Origin of the sequence: Aquincola tertiaricarbonis (assembly GCF_023573145.1) — a bacterium.
Classification (GTDB): domain Bacteria; phylum Pseudomonadota; class Gammaproteobacteria; order Burkholderiales; family Burkholderiaceae_C; genus Aquincola; species Aquincola tertiaricarbonis_B.
The window spans coordinates 2,720,101-2,736,026 of sequence record NZ_CP097636.1 but is presented as its reverse complement, the minus strand read 5'-3'; the positions used below and the strand labels follow the sequence as shown (position 1 = coordinate 2,736,026).

At 72.5% G+C, this 15,926-nt stretch carries 14 protein-coding genes; 3 read left to right on the top strand and 11 right to left on the bottom strand.

Translation table 11 applies throughout. The annotated features are described in order from the left end of the window. Window positions 1-46 precede the first annotated feature (46 nt). Window positions 47-1,456 carry a hypothetical protein gene (locus MW290_RS26945; protein ID WP_250197436.1) on the bottom strand — a complete coding sequence of 470 codons (1,410 nt, stop codon included), beginning with the start codon at window positions 1,454-1,456 and terminating at the stop codon, window positions 47-49. After that, window positions 1,456-2,718 (bottom strand): PEP-CTERM sorting domain-containing protein, encoded by a 1,263-nt coding sequence (locus tag MW290_RS26940; RefSeq protein WP_250197435.1) that lies wholly within the window; start codon window positions 2,716-2,718, stop codon window positions 1,456-1,458. Before MW290_RS26940 ends, MW290_RS26945 begins: the two co-directional genes overlap by 1 nt. Window positions 2,719-2,808: 90 nt before the next feature. Here MW290_RS26940 and MW290_RS26935 point away from each other — a divergent pair, with 90 nt between their 5' ends. Next, a complete protein-coding gene (locus tag MW290_RS26935) occupies window positions 2,809-3,765 on the top strand; it encodes a LysR family transcriptional regulator (RefSeq protein WP_250197434.1) in 957 nt (318 codons plus the stop codon). Next, window positions 3,762-4,784, top strand: coding sequence for a tripartite tricarboxylate transporter substrate binding protein (locus MW290_RS26930; protein WP_250197433.1), 1,023 nt, complete (start codon window positions 3,762-3,764; stop codon window positions 4,782-4,784). The genes MW290_RS26935 and MW290_RS26930 overlap by 4 nt, the downstream gene beginning before the upstream one ends. Window positions 4,785-4,971: 187 nt before the next feature. Here MW290_RS26930 and MW290_RS26925 read toward each other — a convergent pair whose 3' ends face one another. Continuing rightward, the gene (locus MW290_RS26925) at window positions 4,972-6,561 is read right to left on the bottom strand and encodes an MFS transporter (protein WP_250197432.1); all 1,590 of its coding nucleotides are present in this window, start codon (window positions 6,559-6,561) and stop codon (window positions 4,972-4,974) included. Between the two features lie 113 nt (window positions 6,562-6,674). Between MW290_RS26925 and MW290_RS26920 the strand changes: the two genes are divergently transcribed. Then, window positions 6,675-7,025: an H-NS histone family protein gene (locus tag MW290_RS26920; RefSeq protein ID WP_250197431.1), complete on the top strand. Its 351-nt coding sequence runs from the start codon at window positions 6,675-6,677 to the stop codon at window positions 7,023-7,025. A 41-nt stretch (window positions 7,026-7,066) separates the two neighbouring features. On the opposite strand, the gene MW290_RS26915 is transcribed toward MW290_RS26920, so the two are convergent. From MW290_RS26915 to MW290_RS26880, 8 genes are read right to left on the bottom strand one after another with little or no spacing between them, the layout of a single operon-like run. Beyond that, window positions 7,067-7,810, bottom strand: coding sequence for a general secretion pathway protein GspB (locus MW290_RS26915; RefSeq protein ID WP_250197430.1), 744 nt, complete (start codon window positions 7,808-7,810; stop codon window positions 7,067-7,069). A gap of 5 nt (window positions 7,811-7,815) precedes the next feature. Continuing rightward, complete coding sequence (locus tag MW290_RS26910; RefSeq protein WP_250197429.1) at window positions 7,816-9,519, bottom strand: ExeA family protein; 1,704 nt, start codon at window positions 9,517-9,519, stop codon at window positions 7,816-7,818. A 12-nt stretch (window positions 9,520-9,531) separates the two neighbouring features. Further along, the gene (locus MW290_RS26905) at window positions 9,532-9,960 is read right to left on the bottom strand and encodes a Na+/H+ antiporter subunit G (protein ID WP_250197428.1); all 429 of its coding nucleotides are present in this window, start codon (window positions 9,958-9,960) and stop codon (window positions 9,532-9,534) included. Then, the gene (locus MW290_RS26900) at window positions 9,960-10,250 is read right to left on the bottom strand and encodes a K+/H+ antiporter subunit F (protein ID WP_250197427.1); all 291 of its coding nucleotides are present in this window, start codon (window positions 10,248-10,250) and stop codon (window positions 9,960-9,962) included. Before MW290_RS26900 ends, MW290_RS26905 begins: the two co-directional genes overlap by 1 nt. Next, window positions 10,247-10,750, bottom strand: coding sequence for a Na+/H+ antiporter subunit E (locus tag MW290_RS26895; RefSeq protein WP_250197426.1), 504 nt, complete (start codon window positions 10,748-10,750; stop codon window positions 10,247-10,249). The genes MW290_RS26900 and MW290_RS26895 overlap by 4 nt, the downstream gene beginning before the upstream one ends. Next, window positions 10,747-12,405 carry a monovalent cation/H+ antiporter subunit D gene (locus tag MW290_RS26890; protein ID WP_250197425.1) on the bottom strand — a complete coding sequence of 553 codons (1,659 nt, stop codon included), beginning with the start codon at window positions 12,403-12,405 and terminating at the stop codon, window positions 10,747-10,749. Before MW290_RS26890 ends, MW290_RS26895 begins: the two co-directional genes overlap by 4 nt. Then, window positions 12,402-12,842, bottom strand: a complete 441-nt coding sequence (locus tag MW290_RS26885) for a Na+/H+ antiporter subunit C (RefSeq protein ID WP_250197424.1) — start codon at window positions 12,840-12,842, stop codon at window positions 12,402-12,404. The genes MW290_RS26890 and MW290_RS26885 overlap by 4 nt, the downstream gene beginning before the upstream one ends. After that, entirely contained in the window at window positions 12,842-15,802 is a 2,961-nt protein-coding gene (locus MW290_RS26880; protein WP_250197423.1) for a monovalent cation/H+ antiporter subunit A, read from the bottom strand. Before MW290_RS26880 ends, MW290_RS26885 begins: the two co-directional genes overlap by 1 nt. Between the last annotated feature and the right edge of the window lie 124 nt (window positions 15,803-15,926).

The window sequence follows — 15,926 nt, the reverse complement described above, 5'->3', positions numbered from 1 at the left end:
CGCCGTGCGGGAGTCATGTTTTCGGCAGGAAGTGCCGGATATGTAACTACGGCATCGTCATTTCTCGCGGCGGTACCCGGCTGGACAGCGGCGGTGGCCGGTAATCGGGCCGGAACCGGCAGCCTTCGCCGAAGCGCGGCTTCAGTGCTTCGCAGCGCGCCGACACGGCCTGCGGCGTGGGTGCGCGGCCGGTGGACAGCCAGTCCTGCAACGCATCCAGCAGCGCCGGGTACACCGGGTCGGCCAGGTAGCTGTGGGTGTCGTGGGCGGTGAAGGTCTGCACCAGGTGGTCGGCGGTGTCGGCCGCCACCATCGTGCGGCGGAAGCTGTCGTCCATCTCGACAAAGGCGGTGGGGTCGTCGATGCCGTGCACCGTGAGCACCGGCACCGGGATGCGGCCGCCCAGGTCGGTGTCGGCCGCGAAGCGCGCCACCGCGGCCGGGTCGGCGCGGTAGCGGGCCACCGCCGCATTCAGCGCCGCGTCGTCGGCCGAGCCGGTGTAGCGCACGCCCTGGTTGCTGAACACGCTGCCGCCGCCGCTGCGGTGCAGGGCGATGTCCTGGAAATGCCAGGTGCCCCAGGCCAGGTGGCTGAGCACCGAGGACGCCGGGATGCGGATCACCGAGGTGAGGGTGTCCAGCTTGCGCCGCTGCTCCGGCGTGCGCTGGGCGGCCGGCTGGTCCAGGCCTAGGCAGTCGTTGGCGCGGCTGCGCAGGTCGGCCTGCGTCATGCGTGCGCCGGCCGGCAGGCCCTGCCACAGCGGGTAGGCGGCTTCGTCGGGCCGCGGATGGTTGCCGCACAGCGCCTGGTACACCACCCGCAGGTCGAGCCGGAACTGGTAGGCCTGGCTGCCGCCGGCCAGCACGCCGCTGGTCAGCAGCACCGCGTCGTAGGGGCGCCGGCCGGCCGCGTCGCGGGTGTAGGTCTCGGCCGCCTTGGCCGCCACGCTGGCGCCCCAGGACTGGCCGTGCAGCAGCGTGCGGCGCGGCGCACCCACCTGCTGCACGAAGAGCTGGCGCAGCCGTTCGGTGTCCTCGGCGGCGGCGCGCACCGCCACACCGCCCTGGCGGAAGCTGGAGCCGGCCCAGGCATAGCCGGCGCGGGGCATGATGGCCCAGCGCTGCAGGTCTTCCACCGTGCGGGCCAGCGTGGGCGCGCCCAGCGAAGGGCCGCCATGGGCATGCAGCACCAGGTCGCCCTGGCCGGGTTGCCAGCCGGCGGGCAAGGCGATCAGGTAGAACGCCCCGGCCGTGTCGCGGCCGCTCAGGCAGCGGGTGCCGGGCGCCTGCTGCAGCACCTCGGCCGGGCAGTCCATCGGCGTGGCGGCGGCCTCGGCGGCGAACACCGGCACGTCGGGCCTGCCGGCGCCGCTGGCCGGCTGCCCGCCGGGCAGGGCGCAGCCGGCCAGCAGCAAGGCCAGCGCGGTGGCGGCGGTTGTGATGAAGCGTGGGCGCATCAGCGGGTACCTCCTTGGGCATGGGTTCGGCGGCGCCGCGTCCATGCGCCCAGCGCAGCCAGGCCGCCCAGCATCAGCGCATAGCTGCCGGGCTCGGGCACCGGCGGCGTGAAGCCCAGTTGCAGGCTGGCCACGCGCTGCAGCGCCAGCGCATCGGCACGGCTGATGCCCAGGTCCATCGCCGCGACCTCGGCGCCGCCCAGGCTGGCCGGATCGACGCCGGTGACGGTGCCGAACAGCGTCAGCGCGCTCAGGTAGGAGCCGTACTTGCTGGCATGGGTGCCATCGTCCCACCACAAGTCCACCTTGCCGTCGGTGGCGGCGTCGGGCGCGTACATGTCGCGGGTGGCCACGCCTTCGGTCACTGCCCGCATGAAGCTGTTGCCCACCGGCGCCACGCCGGCAAAGCCCGGCTTGCTGGCGGCCAGGCCGACATAGGCGTTGTGCAGGTCGGCGGTCATCGCCTCCAGCGTGGGATAGAAGGAGGTGGCCGGCGTGGTGGTGAAGCTCACCGCGCCGGTGGTCGGGTCGGTGACGGTGGTGAAGGGCGCATTCACCAGGTTGGGCCGGGCCCAGGTCTGGTACAGGTACAGCTGGGTGTCGGCGCTGGCGTTGGCATTGGCCGGGATGTTGCGCAGCAGGTTGCAGGTGCCGGCGCTGGCGCCGGTGGCGGCCTGGCAGGCGGCGGTGCTGCCGCCGATCAGGTCGCGCTCGCGGTAGCTGGTGGCCTGGCCATCGTGCACGAAGCGCTCGATCTGGCTGGCATAAGCCTCGAAGTAGGCCGGGTTGGAAGCCAGCCCGGGCTGGCGCGGCAGGGCTTCGTCGCTTTGCTCCTGCAGCACCACCTGGTCCCACTTCTGCGAGGCGATGTTGCCCCGCAGGTCCCAGCCGGCCGGGTTGCTGTTGAGGTAGTGGCCGCGCAGCGAGGCCGCATTGCGGGTGGACAGCGCCACGTCGTAGTCCAGCCCGGCCTGCACCGTGAACTGCTTGAAGATGCCGGCCACGCCGCCCCACGGGTGCGGCTCGAAGGCGTTGCTGCCGGTGGGGTTGGCGGCCCACATCGCGGCGGTGAGGTCGGTGACGTTGGCGGCGTTGTAGCTCATCACCGGATCGACCCGGCCGAAGGTGTAGCTGTTGCCCACGAAGAGGATGCTGGTGGCCGCCAGCGCGGGTGCGGTGGCCAGGCCGGCCAGCAAGGCGGCCGCTGTCGTGGCGACAGCGCCGACGGTGCGGCGGGCGTGGTGGTGGGCATGCGGGTGCATGTTGTCTCCTGCTGTGTTGTGCCCGCAGGCTAGGGGTGCCAGCCGCCAAGGTCAAATATACCGAGCAGGCCTTGCTGATACGATTTTCATATGGACTTGCGCCACCTCCGCTACTTTGCCGCCGTGGCCGAGGCCGGCCACATGACCCGGGCCGCCGCCGCGCTGGGCATCCAGCAGCCGCCGCTCAGCCAGCAGATCAAGGCGCTGGAGGCCGAGCTGGGCCTGCAGCTGCTGCGCCGCCATCCCAAGGGCGTGAGCCTGACGGCCGGCGGCCGTGCGCTGCTGGCCGAGGCACAGCGCCTGCTGGCCGACGTGGACGCGATGCGCGCACGCATGGCGCGCATCGCCCGCGGCGAACAGGGCCGGCTGGCGGTGGGCTTCACCAGTTCGGCCGCGGCCCATGCCTTCACGCCGCAGGCGCTGCGCGAATGCCGGCGCCGCTACCCCGGCATCGAGCTGGACCTGAGCGAAGACCACGCCGCCGCGCTGACCGAGGCGGTGGCCGCCAGCCGGCTGCACTGCGCCTTCCTGCGGGTGCCGGTGGCGCAGCCCGCCGGCCTGCGCTTTGCCACCCTGCTGGAAGAGCCGGTGCTGGTGGCCCTGCCCGCCGACCATGCGCTGGCCACGCAGCCCGGCCGCACGCTGCAGCTGGCTGCGCTGGCCGGTGAACGGCTGGTGCTGGTGCGCCGGCCGGGTGCGCCGGGCCTGTATGCCAACCTGCTGGCCCTGTGCCAGCAGCAGGGCGTGGCCGTCACCGTGGCGGCGGAGGTGGACCGGATGATGAGCAACCTGAACCTGGTGGCCGCCGGCGTGGGCCTGTCGGTGGTGCCGGCCTCGATGCGCGGCACCCATGGCGACGCCATCGTCTACCGGCCGCTGGCCGACGGCGGCGCGCTGCGTGCGCCCTTGAGCCTGGTGTGGCGCGCGGGTGACGAGGCCGGCGGCGAGGGCGAGCCGGTGGCCGCCTTCATCGCGCTGGTGATGGCGCTGGCGCCCGCCGCGCCGCCGCGTGCGGGCGCACGGCGGCCCCGGAAGGCGGGCGCATGAGGCACGGCCTACAGCCGGTGGCCGCCACCGACCGGATGCTGCGCCGGCGCCAGCTGCTGCGCCTGTGCGGCGGGCCGCTGGCGGCCGGCGTGGCCACGCTGGGCACTGCTGCCGCCGCGCTGGCCGAAGCGGCTGAAGCGGCCGACTGGCCGGCCGGGCCGTTGCACCTGGTGGTGGCCTACCCGCCCGGCGGGGTCAGCGATGCGGCGGCGCGGGCGCTGGCCGAGCCGCTGTCGGCCCGGCTGGGCGTGCCGGTGCTGGTGGAGCACCGCGCGGGGGCCGGCGGCGCCATTGCGCTGGCCACGCTGGCGCGGGCGGCGGCCGACGGCCAGACGCTGGTGTTCTCGGCCATCAGCCCGCTGACCAGCCCCGAGTCCGATGCGCCGGGCACTGCCGCGCTGCGCGCGCAGCTGGCGCCGGTGATGAGCGTGATGGCCACGCCGGTGCTGGTGGCCGGCACCTCGGCGCTGGCGGGCGACGACTTCGCTGCGCTGCTGGCCGCGGCGCGTCGGCCCGAGGGCCTGAGATGGGCCACCTCGGGCCCGCGCACCGTGGGCCACCGGGTGCTGGAAGCAGTGCTGCGCGCCGGCGGTGGCCGCATCACCCATGTGCCCTACAAGGGTGGCGGGCAGCAGATCACCGATGCGCTGGGCGGCCAGTTCGAGGTGCTGTCCACCAACGTCGGGCCGCAGCAGCTGGCGCATTGCCAGGCCGGGCGGCTGAAGCCGCTGGCGGTGGGCGCGCCGGCCCGGCTGCCCGTGCTGCCCCAGGTGCCCACGCTGGCCGCGCTGGGCATGCCGCAGGCCAACCTGGTGTCACTGTTCGGCCTGTTCGCGCCCGCCGGCATGCCGGCGGCGCGGCTGCGGCGGCTGAACGACGAACTCAACCGTGCGCTGCGCCAGCCCAGCCTGCGCGCCGCGCTGCAGGCCGCCGACAACCTGCCCACCGGCGGCAGCGCCGAAGACTTCGCCCGCCGCATCGACGAAGAAGCCGCCCAGCGCGCACGCACGGGCACTTAGGCCGGGTGCCCCATCCCGTGGCCGCCGCCCGGCCGCTCCGAAGGCGGCCACGGACCCGCTTGGCGGGTGGCTTCACGTACCCGTGAAGCCGAGTGCCCCATCCCCGGGTCAGCGCCGGGCCGCTCCCAAGCGGGCCCGGGACCCGCTCGGCGGGTGGCTTCACGTACCCGTGAAGCCGGGTGCACCATCATCTTTCAGCAAGGTAGTGCTGCATCGTGACGGGCTCGCCAGGGGCCAGGAATGAGCGCACGCGGGTTTCCAGGTGGGAGTCGGCCTGCGTCGCGCGGGCGCGCTGGTGCAGGTAGTCGGCCCAGGACGTGACGATGAAGCGCTCCACGTAGCGCGCCGGGTCCGACAGGTCGCGGTACACCCGCCAGAAGGTGGCGCCATCGCGGCGGCGCGGGCCGCGCAGCGCCGCCACGGCGTCCAGGAACTCGGCCGCCGATTCGGGCGCGATGCGGTAGCCGATCTCCACCGCCACCGGGCCGGCCTCGGGCGCGGGCTCGTCGGGCAGGCTCAGCAAGTCCGCCACCGCGGCCGGGGTGACGTCGGGCCGCTCGCCCATGCGCAGCGGAAACGGCCGCGCCAGCGCCGAGCCGGCCACCATGCAGGCCGCCGCCAGGCACAGCGTGAAGGGCAGGCCGAACAGCCCCGACAAAGCGCCCCAGATGGCCGAGCCGATCGCGAAGCTGCCCAGCGCGCCCACCGTGTGCAGCGCCATCGCCCGCGCCCGTACCCAGGGCGGCGCGCTGGACTGGGTGGCGGTGTTGAAAGTGGACATCGCCGCCATCCAGCAGGCGCCGCCGATGGCCAGCGCCACGTACACCGCCGGCGGCCAGCGCACCAGCGCGGCCACCGCCATCACGCCGCCATAGACCACGCAGCCGCCGTTGACGATGGCTTCCAGCCCCAGGCGCGCGCGCAACGGTCCGATCACCAGGCCGATGGCCACCGCGCCGCCGCCCAGGCAGGCCATCAGCAGACCGTAGCCTTCAGCGCCCAGGCCCAGCTGGCGCTGGCCGATGATGGGCAGCAGCGCCCACAAGGCCGAGCCGGTGCCGCTGTAGGCCACGGTGCGCACCAGCTGAGCGAACACCGGCTGCGAATGGCGGGCAAAGCGCAGCGCGCTGAGCATGCCGCCCCACAGCCGTTCGGCCGGCAGGCGCGAGGGCGGGTGCGGCGCCGGTGGGTGCCGGCGCACCACGGCCATCATCGCCAGCACGGTGAGCACCGCCAGCGCGAAGTTCCAGGAGCCGCCGATGTGCGCGAACACCAGGCCCGCCAGTGCCGGGCCCAGCGCCCGCGCCGCGTTGTAGGCGATGGACACGCAGGTGATGGCCTGCGGCAGTTCCTCGCGCGGAATCGCGTCGTTGATGGTGGAGTTCCAGGCCGGCGACAGCAGCGCCGTGCAGCAGCCAGCCACGAAGATGAGCACCAGCAGCGTGGTGGGCCCGGCCCAGCCGGCCAGCAGCAGCGCGGCCAGCGCAATACCCGTCACCGCCTGCGTCACCAATGCCAGCTGGATGAGCCGGCGGCGGTCGGTGATGTCGGCCCATACCCCCGCCGGCAGGGCCAGCAGAAACATCGGCAGGAATACCGCGGTTTGCACCAGCGCCGCCAGAAATGCCGAGCCGGTGAGTTCCACCATCATCCAGGCGGCGGCCATGGTCTGCATCGCATTGCCGACGAAATACAAACCACCGGCCAGCCACAAGGACCGAAACACGTCATGGCGCAGCGTCACCCAGATCGATGCGGAGGGGTTGCTTGACGTCATTGGTCACGGCCCCCACACGTGGGTACGCCAGCTGCTACAACAAACAGTGATAATTGCGAACCACCTTGAGGTGGGAGTTCGCAGTAAATATTGACGCAAACCATCATCAGGCCATGACCAAGACGTACGAGCAGTTGAAAAAGCAGATCGAGGCTCTCTCTCAGCAAGCCGAGGCCGTTCGCCGCAAGGAAGTGGCCGGTGTGGTCGCCCGCATCAAGGAAGCCATCCAGGCCTATGAGCTGACCGCCGAGGACCTGGGTTTCGGCAAAGAGCGCGCCGCGGCGGGACGCAAGACGGCCGCGCGCAAGCGCCCGGCCGCCGGTGGCCGCCGCCGCGCCGCCGGCACCACGCAGCCGCGTTATCGCGATGAATCGGGCAATGTCTGGGGTGGCCGCGGTCCGCGCCCGAAATGGCTGCGCGAAGCGATTTCGGCCGGCCGCAAGCTCGAGGAATTCGCGGTCTGACACTGCGGTGAAAGCCGCCGGCGTACTGCTGCCGGTGGCCATCAATAGCGGATTCGGAAGCGGTAATTGCGATAGCGCAGTACCGCGGATTTCAGCGCTATCTGCTCCAGCACCAGGTCGTCCGCCAGGCGGTCGTTTTCCCGGAACAGCTGGCCGTTGACGATCAGCATCCGATTCGCTGCCGATTCGGAATACATCGCCCCGCCAATCGTGAGCCGGGGCACGCCGCGCCGGACGTCTTCCGGCAATGCCTGCACGTCGTCGTAGATGCGCTCGCGTTCCTGCGCAGCCTGGGCTGTTTCGGCAGGGGCGGCGGGCGCTGGCGCGGGCGCTCGAGTGACGACGGGTGCCGGCGCAGGGGCCGGCGCCGGTGCAGGCTTGGGAGTAGGGGCCGGTCGGGGTGCCGGCTGGGGCGCTGCCGCGACCGGCGCGGGCGCCGGTGAAGGCGCAGGCACCGGCGCAGGCGCAGGGGGCGCCGCATTCATCGCCGCAGGAGGCGGCGTCGCCGGCGCTGCGGCCACGGCGGGTGCCGGCGCGGTAGCCGGCGCCGGGGCAGTCGCCGTCGGTGGCGCAGCCGGCGTCGCCGCGGGCCGCAGCAGCTGCCAGCCCAGCACGCCGGCCACGCCCGCGGCCACCGCGGCCACGCCCCAGGCCAGCGCCGGGCTGCGGCCGCTGGCGGGCGCTTCGGCCAGCGGCAAGGGCCGCGCATGCAGGTCGGGCACGGCGCTGCGTTCACGCTCGCGTTCGGCGTCGGCCTTCTTCAGGGCTTCGAGTACCAGCGACATCGGGCTTACCTTCCGCGGGCCAGGCGTGGCTCGTCCACGCCGGTCGCCCGGTTGAGCTGCATGGTGGTCATCGGGCCGGCCACGCCGTCGGCGCGCAGGCCCTGGGCGCGCTGGAAGGTCTGGATGCGTGCGCGCAGGTCGGCGCCTTCACGCGCCGTGCCCAGCGCCTGGTCCAGCCGCCGTGCCAGCGTCGCCGGGTCGTCGGCGGCCACCCGCCAGAGGGTGGCGTATTCGCCGGTCCACCATTCGGCCAGCTGGCCCAGCGGCACCGTCTGGCGGCTGTCGCCCACCTGCAGCTCGGCCGCGTCCGCGCCGATGCCGGTGAGCAGCGCATAGGCGCTGCGGCCACGGCCATCCGACAGCGTCAGCAGTCCGGGCCGGTCGAGCATGCGCACCTGGGCCAGGTTGGCCGGGCCGCGGAAGCACTGCACCTGCCGCGCCGCCCAGGCCGCGCAGGGCTCGGCGGCATCGGCCGGCAGGCCCCAGGCGGGCGCCAGCAGGCGCCAGGCGCTGCGCTCGTCCTGCGGCAGCGCGGCCAGCAACCGGGGGCCCAGGGCCGTGTTGTCGTTGCCCGGGGCGCCATCGGTGCCCGCTTCCGCGCCGACGGCGCTGCTGGCCGCTGCAGCCCCGGCCACGCTGGCTGCGGTGCCGGGGGTGGCTGCAGCCGGTTGCGCCGCTGAGGCGCCGGGGGCCTGCACTGCCGAAGCGCCGAGGGCCGGCGCGGCCAGTGCCAGCCGGCCGTCGCGGCCATCGTCCACCCGGCCACCCCAGCCGCCGGGTTGCAGCGCCACCGCCACGCCCAATGCACTGGCGACCACGCCGGCAGCCACACCGGCGGTGGCGGCCAGCCCCAGGCCCCAGGCGCGACCCCGGCCCACGGCGGGCGCAGCCTCGGCACCGAACACCTCGGCGGCAGCCTGGTCCACCAGGCGACGGCCGATGCGTGGCGTGCCGCGCGCGTAGGCGCCCAGCAGCGCCCGGTCGCACAGCAGGTTGATGCGCCGCGGCACGCCGCGCGAGCGCTGGTGCACCCGCGCCAGCGCGTCACGGTCGAAGGGCAGGGCGGTCTGCAGCCCGGCCACGGCCATGCGGTGGGCCACGTACTGCGCGGTCTCGGGCGCGGTCAGCGCATCAAGGTGGTAGCGGGCGATCACGCGCTGGGCCAGCTGTTCCAGCGCCGGGCGCGCCAGCATGCTGCGCAGCTCGGGCTGGCCGATCAGCACGATCTGCAGCAGCTTGCGTTCGCTGGTTTCCAGGTTGGTCAGCAGCCGCAGCTGCTCCAGCACGTCGGCCGACAGGTTCTGCGCCTCGTCGATCACCAGCACGCTGTTGCGCCCGGCCGCATGCGCCTGCAGCAGGAAGGCGTTGAGTGCGTCGACGTAGTCCTTCACCGTGGCGGCGGGGCCGGCGGGCGGCGCGGCGATGCGGAACTCGTCGCACACCGTCTTCAGCAGCTCCAGCACCGAGAGCTTGGGGTTGAAGATGTAGGCCACGTGGCAGTGGGCCGGAATCTGCTCCAGGAAGCAGCGGCACACGGTGGTCTTGCCGGCGCCGATCTCGCCGGTCAGCAGCACGAAGCCGCCGCCCCCGCCCAGCCCGTACAGCAGGTGCGCCAGCGCCTCCCGGTGCCGCTCGCTCATGAAGAGGTAGTGCGGGTCGGGCGCGATGGAGAACGGCGCCTGCTTCAGGCCGAAGAACTTCTCGTACATGGGGGCCGGTGGTCAACGCGGGCCGGGCGGTGCATCGGCCCGGTCAGCCCGCGAGGATAGCGGCGCCGGCGTGGGGCCGGTGACGCCGCCGCGCGCGGGGGGCGGCAGCGGCTCGTCCGGCGCGTCGGCACCGCGCTCGGCGGCCAGGCCGCGGCGGCGGAACAGCGCCGCCCGCGCCAGCAGCAGGCTGGTGATGGGCGCGGTGATGGCCAGCAGCACCGGAATCAACCAGGCCGACAGCACCGGCCGCTGTTCCAGTGCCGAGAAGTACAGCGCCGAAGCCAGCGCCACGCACCAGCTGCCCAGCGTGATGGCCAGCGCCGGCGGGTGCATGCGCTGGAAGAAGTCGGGCATGCGCAGCAGGCCCACGGCGCCGGCCAGCGCCAGCAACCCGGCCGCCACCAGCAGCGCGGCCACGGTGTATTCGATCCACCAGGCCATCACTCGACCACCTCGCCGCGCAACAGGAAACGCGCCAGCCCGATGGAGGTGATGAAGCCCAGCATCGCCACCAGCGTGGCCGCCTCGAAGTACATGCTGCTGTGGTGGCGCAGGCCCAGCACCAGCATCAGCAGCAGCGCGGTGATGGTCAGGTAGTCCAGCGCCAGCACCCGGTCCTGCGCGCTGGGGCCGATGAACAGGCGGATCAGCGTGATCACCATCGCCAGCGAGAAGCAGCCGAAGGCCACCAGCATCGCGGTCCACAGCACCGGTGAGATCGCGGCATTCATTCGAAGATCTCCTGCAGCGGGCGCTCGTAGTGCTGCTGGATCTCGGCCACCAGCGCCGCCTCGTCGCCCAGGTCGAACACATGCAGCAGCAGCGTGCGGCCGTCGGGTGACAGCTCGCACCACACCGTGCCCGGAATCACCGCCAGGATGATGGCCAGCGCGGCCAGCGCATTGGGGTCGCGCAGCGTGATGGGCACCTGCACGAATCCCGAGCGCGGCCAGCGCTGCGGACCGCCGAAGGCGCCGCGCAGCACACCGTGCAGCACCCGCAGGTTGGAGCCCACCACGTCGCGCACCACCCGCGCCAGCAGCCGCAGCACCACGCCGGGCCGGCCCACCTTCACCCGCCCCGGCCGCAGCGAAGCGGTGAGCAGCGGTGCACCCAGCGCCACCACAGCGCCCAGCAGCCACTGGCCCAGCGAGGCCGAGTCGGCCAGCAGCAGCCACAGCAGCAGCAGCAGCGCCGACAGCAGCGGCGCGGGCAGCAGGCGGCGCATCATGGCAGCACCCCCACGTCGCCGTCGGTGGGCTGGGGCAGCGGCTGGGTGGTCATCACCGCGTCGATGTAAAGCGAAGGTTTCTGCAGCGCCTCGGCGGTGGCGCGGGTGTAGCGCAGCACCGCCTCGGCATGCACCGTCAGCAGCACGCAGGCCAGCAGCAGGCCGGCGATGGGCGCGCATTCGATGATCTTCAGGTGCGGCACCGGCCGGTGCAGCGGCGTCCAGAAGTAGCGCACGCCGGCACCGGTGAGCGACCACAGCGACAGCAGCCCCGATCCGATGAGCAGGGCCAGCAGCAGCCAGGCCTGGCGCGAAGTGGCCTCGGGCTGGAAGTTGCCCAGCCCCTGGCCGTTGATCAGCGCCGACAGCATGCTGAACTTGGCCACGAAGCCCGACAGCGGCGGCATGCCCGCCACCAGCAGCGTGCAGGCGATGAAGCTCACGCCGAGGAAGGCCATGGCCGCCGGGATGGCGCGGCCGGTCAGCGGCTCGCCGCTTTCGTCGAACTCCGACGGTTCCAGGTCTTCGGCCGGAAAGGCCAGGCTGCGGGCGTCGGCCTGCGCGCCTTCCGACTCGACCTGCCGCGAGCGCTCGATCAGCTCGGCCAGCAGGAACAGCGCCGCCAGCGCCAGCGTGGAGCTGAGCAGATAGAACAGCGCCCCGGCCGTGATGCCCGGCTGCGCGAAGCTGATGGCCGCCATCAAGGTGCCGGACGAGACCACCACCGCGAGGGCGGCCAGGCGGTCGATCTTCTGCGAGGCCAGCATGCTGAGCGCCGCCACCGCCAGCGTGGCGATGCCGGCCAGCAGCAGCCAGCGCCCGCCGAAGTAGGCCGAATCGCCGGCACCGGCCGGGAACATCAGCGACCACAGCCGCAGGATGGTGTACAGGCCCACCTTGGTCATGATGGCGAAGAGGGCCCCCACCGGCGCGCTGGCCGCGGTGTAGGCCGGCACCAGCCAGAAGTTGAGCGGCCACATCGCCGCCTTGGTGAGGAAGGCGATGGCCAGGATGGCCGCACCCGCATGCAGCAGGCCGCGGTCTTCGGCCGGCACGGCCAGGATGCGCTGCGCCATGTCGGCCATGTTGAGCGTGCCCGTGACGCCGTACAGCATGCTCACGCCCACCAGGAACAGCGACGAAGCCGCCAGGTTGATGACCAGGTAGTGCAACCCGGCGCGCACCCGCCATCGGCCCGAGCCGTGCAGCAGCAGGCCGTAGCTGGCCGACAGCATCACCTCGAAGAACACGAACAGGTTGAAGAGGTCGGCGGTGAGGAAGACGCCGTTCAGGCCCATCAGCTGCAGCTGGAACAGCGGATGGAAGTACACGCCCGCGCGGTCCCAGCGGGCCACGGCGAACACCAGCGCGGCCAGCGCCACCACCGCGGTGAGCACCAGCATCAGGGCCGACAGCCGGTCGGCGGCCAGCACGATGCCGAAGGGCACGTTCCAGTTGCCCGGCAGGTACACGGCCACCGCACCCGGCGCGCCGTTGCCCTTGACCGCATGCAGCAGCGCCAGGGCCAGCACCAGGCCACCGGTGGTGGCCACCAGGTTGATGGCCAGGTGCCAGCGGCGGCGGTGCTGGGCCGCCAGCATGAGCACGGCCGCCAGCATCGGCAGCAGGATGGGGGCGACGATGAGTTCGCTCATGTCGGCCCCCCGTCCGGCGGATACGCCGGCCGACCCCCCGAGGGGGTGGCGGGCCGGCTTGGGGCGGCCCGGCGCTCGTCCCGCCCGCTGCCTGCCGAGGCCGTTTCTTCGCCATCCACATGGTCGGTGCCGTTGAGCCCGCGTGAGGCCAGCAGCACCACCAGCAGCAGCGCCGTCATCGCAAAGCCGATGACGATGGCGGTGAGCACCAGGGCTTGCGGCAGCGGGTCGTCGTAGTGCAGCAGGTCCAGCGGCACGCCGGCGCGGATGATGGGTTCCTTGTCGATGGACAGCCGGCCCATGCCGAAGATGAACAGGTTGACCGCGTACGACAGCAGCGCCAGCCCCATCACCACCTGGAAGGTGCGCGGCCGCAGCAGCAGCCACACGCCCGAAGCGGTGAGCACGCCGATGGCGATGGCCAGGGTGATTTCCATCAGCCGCCTCCCGCCTTGCCGCGGCGCACTTCCAGCGGGCCGGTGAGCGGTTCGCGCGCCACGCGGTGGCTGCGCAGCGACTGGTGGGCCAGGGCGATGAGGATCAGCATGGTGGCGCCCACCACCAGCGCGAACACGCCGATGTCGAAGAACAGCGCACTGGCCACGTGCAGCTCGCCGAGCAGCGGCAGCGTGAAATGCGCGGTGTGGGTGGTGAGGAAGGGGTAGCCGAACACCAGCGCGCCCAGGCCGGTGAGCCAGGCGATGCCCAGGCCGGTGGCGATCCAGCGCTGCGGGCGCAGCCAGAAGTGCGTTTCCACCCACTGGGTGCCGGCCACCATGTACTGCAGCACCAGGGCCGAGGCCACCACCAGCCCGGCCACGAAGCCGCCACCCGGCTGGTTGTGGCCGCGCATGAACAGGTGCACGGCAAACACCAGCGCCACCGGCAGCAGCAGCCGCGACAGCACCTTGGGCACCAGCATGTAGCCGAAGGCCAGCGGCGAGGCGGCGGCCTGGGCCGCGGTCGGCGGCGGCAGCAGGTCGGTGCTGAGCGGCTCCGTCGGCAGGTGGCGCTGCTGCGGCGGCAGCTCCACGCTTTCGGGCGCGGGGCGGAAGCGGCGCAGCAGCGCATACACCGTCAGCGCCACCGCGCCCAGCACGGTGATCTCGCCCAGCGTGTCGAAGCCGCGGAAGTCCACCAGCAGCACGTTGACCACGTTGCTGCCCCCGCCCTGCGGCAGCGAGCGTTCCAGGAAGTAGGGCGAGATGCTCTGCGGGAAGGGCCGCGTCATCATCGCGTAGGCCAGCGCCGCCATGCCGCTGCCGGCCACCACGGCCAGCAGCAGGTCGCGGGTGCGTCGCCAGCCGGGGCCGCGCCGGCGCACCTGGCCCAGGTCTTCGGGCATCAGCCGCTGCGGCAGCCAGCGCAGGCCCAGCAGCAGCAGCACGGTGGTCACGATCTCCACCGACAGCTGGGTCAGCGCCAGGTCGGGCGCCGAGAACCAGACGAAGGTCAGGCAGGTGACGAGGCCGGCACCGGCCGCCAGGATCAGCGCCACCAGCCGGTGGTACTTGGCCTGCCAGGCCGCACCCACCGCGCAGGCGCAGCCCACCACCCACATCAGCACGAAGGTGGCGGCCGGCTCCACCAGCGGGCGCTCGCCGCGCGACAGGCCGAAGGGCTGCAGCGCCAGGAAGGCCGCCAGCATGGCCGCGAAGAACAGCCAGCGCATCTGCGGCTGCAGCCGCCGGGTGCCGAAGGCGCGGCTGGCCCAGCGCGCGAACCACGACAGCTGGGTGACGGCGCGCTCGAACACTTCCTTGCCGTGCAGCCCGCCGGTCATCGGCGTGCGGTCGAGGCGGCCACGTTCGAACTGGCGCTTGAGCACGAAGTACAGCGCGGTGCCGCCGGCCAGCGCCACCAGGCTCATCATCATCGGTGCATTGAAGCCGTGCCACACCGCCAGGCTGTAGTCGGGCAGGGTGCCGCCCACCACCGGCCGCGCCGCGGTGGCCAGGAAGCCGCCCACCGACCAGGCCGGGAACATGCCCACCACCACGCAGGCCAGCACCAGCAGCTCCACCGGCACGCGCATCCAGTGCGGCGGTTCATGCGGCTCGCGCGGCAGGTCGGGCGTCAGCGGGCCGAAGAAGATGTCGTACGAAAAGCGCAGCGAATAGGCCACGCTGAACACGCCCGCCAGCGTGGCCACTACCGGCAGGCCGGTTTCCACCCACGGCAGCGAGCTGATGTAGACCGTCTCGGCGAAGAACATCTCCTTGGACAGGAAACCGTTGAGCAGCGGCACCCCGGCCATGGCCGCGCTGGCCACCATCGCCAGCGTGGCGGTGATGGGCATGGCCTTGAACAGCCCGTTCAGGCGGCCGATGTCGCGGGTGCCGGTTTCATGGTCGATGATGCCGGCCGCCATGAACAGCGACGCCTTGAAGGTGGCGTGGTTCATGATGTGGAACACCGCCGCCACCGCCGCCAGCGGGCTGTTGAGGCCCAGCAGCAGCGTGATCAGGCCCAGGTGGCTGATGGTGGAGTAGGCCAGCAGGCCCTTGAGGTCGCGCTGGAACATGGCCGCATAGGCGCCGAACAGCAGCGTGGCTGCGCCCGCACCCCCCACGATCCAGAACCAGGCCTCGGTGTTGGCCAGCGCCGGCCACAGCCGCGCCAGCAGGAAGACGCCGGCCTTCACCATCGTGGCCGAGTGCAGGTAGGCCGACACCGGCGTGGGCGCCGCCATTGCATGCGGCAGCCAGAACTGGAAGGGCACCTGCGCACTCTTGGTCAGCGCGCCCAGCAGCACCAGCACCAGCATCGGCAGGTACAGCGGATGGGCGCGGATGGCGTCGCCCGAGGCCAGCACCACGTCCAGCTCGTAGCTGTCGGCCATCTGGCCCAGCATCAACACACCGGCCAGCAGCGCCAGCCCGCCGGCCCCGGTGACGGTGAGCGCCATGCGGGCGCCGCGGCGTGCATCGCTGCGGTGGTGCCAGTAGCCGATGAGCAGGAAGGAGAACAGGCTGGTCAGCTCCCAGAACAGCACCAGCTGCACCAGGTTGCCCGACAGCACCACGCCCATCATCGAGCCCATGAACCCGAGCAGGAACGAGAAGAAGCGCGGCACCGGGTCGGCCGGGTTCATGTAGTAGCGGGCGTACAGCACCACCAGCGTGCCCACGCCCATCACCAGCACCGCGAACATCCAGGCGAAGCCGTCCATGCGCAGCACGATGTCCACGCCCAGGCTGGGTATCCAGGCCATCTGGTGCCGTACCACGCCGCCCGCTGCCACCTGCGGATAGAGCCAGGCCACCTGGGCCAGACCGATCAGCGCCACGATGCCCGCGAGCGTCGACTCGGTGTTGCGGGCATTGGAAGGAAGCAGCGCTGCAATCGCGCTGCCGAGGAAGGGAAGGAGGACGAGAAGGGTCAGGGCATGGGGCATCGGCGGTTCCATTCTAGGAGGCCGCTTTCGCGGGGCCCCGTTGGTAGGCCGCGACCTACAGCAGGTTCCGGCCGAGGCTGCCAGCGGGCCCGCAGGCCGCGCCGCATCATTTGACGCAGCAGGC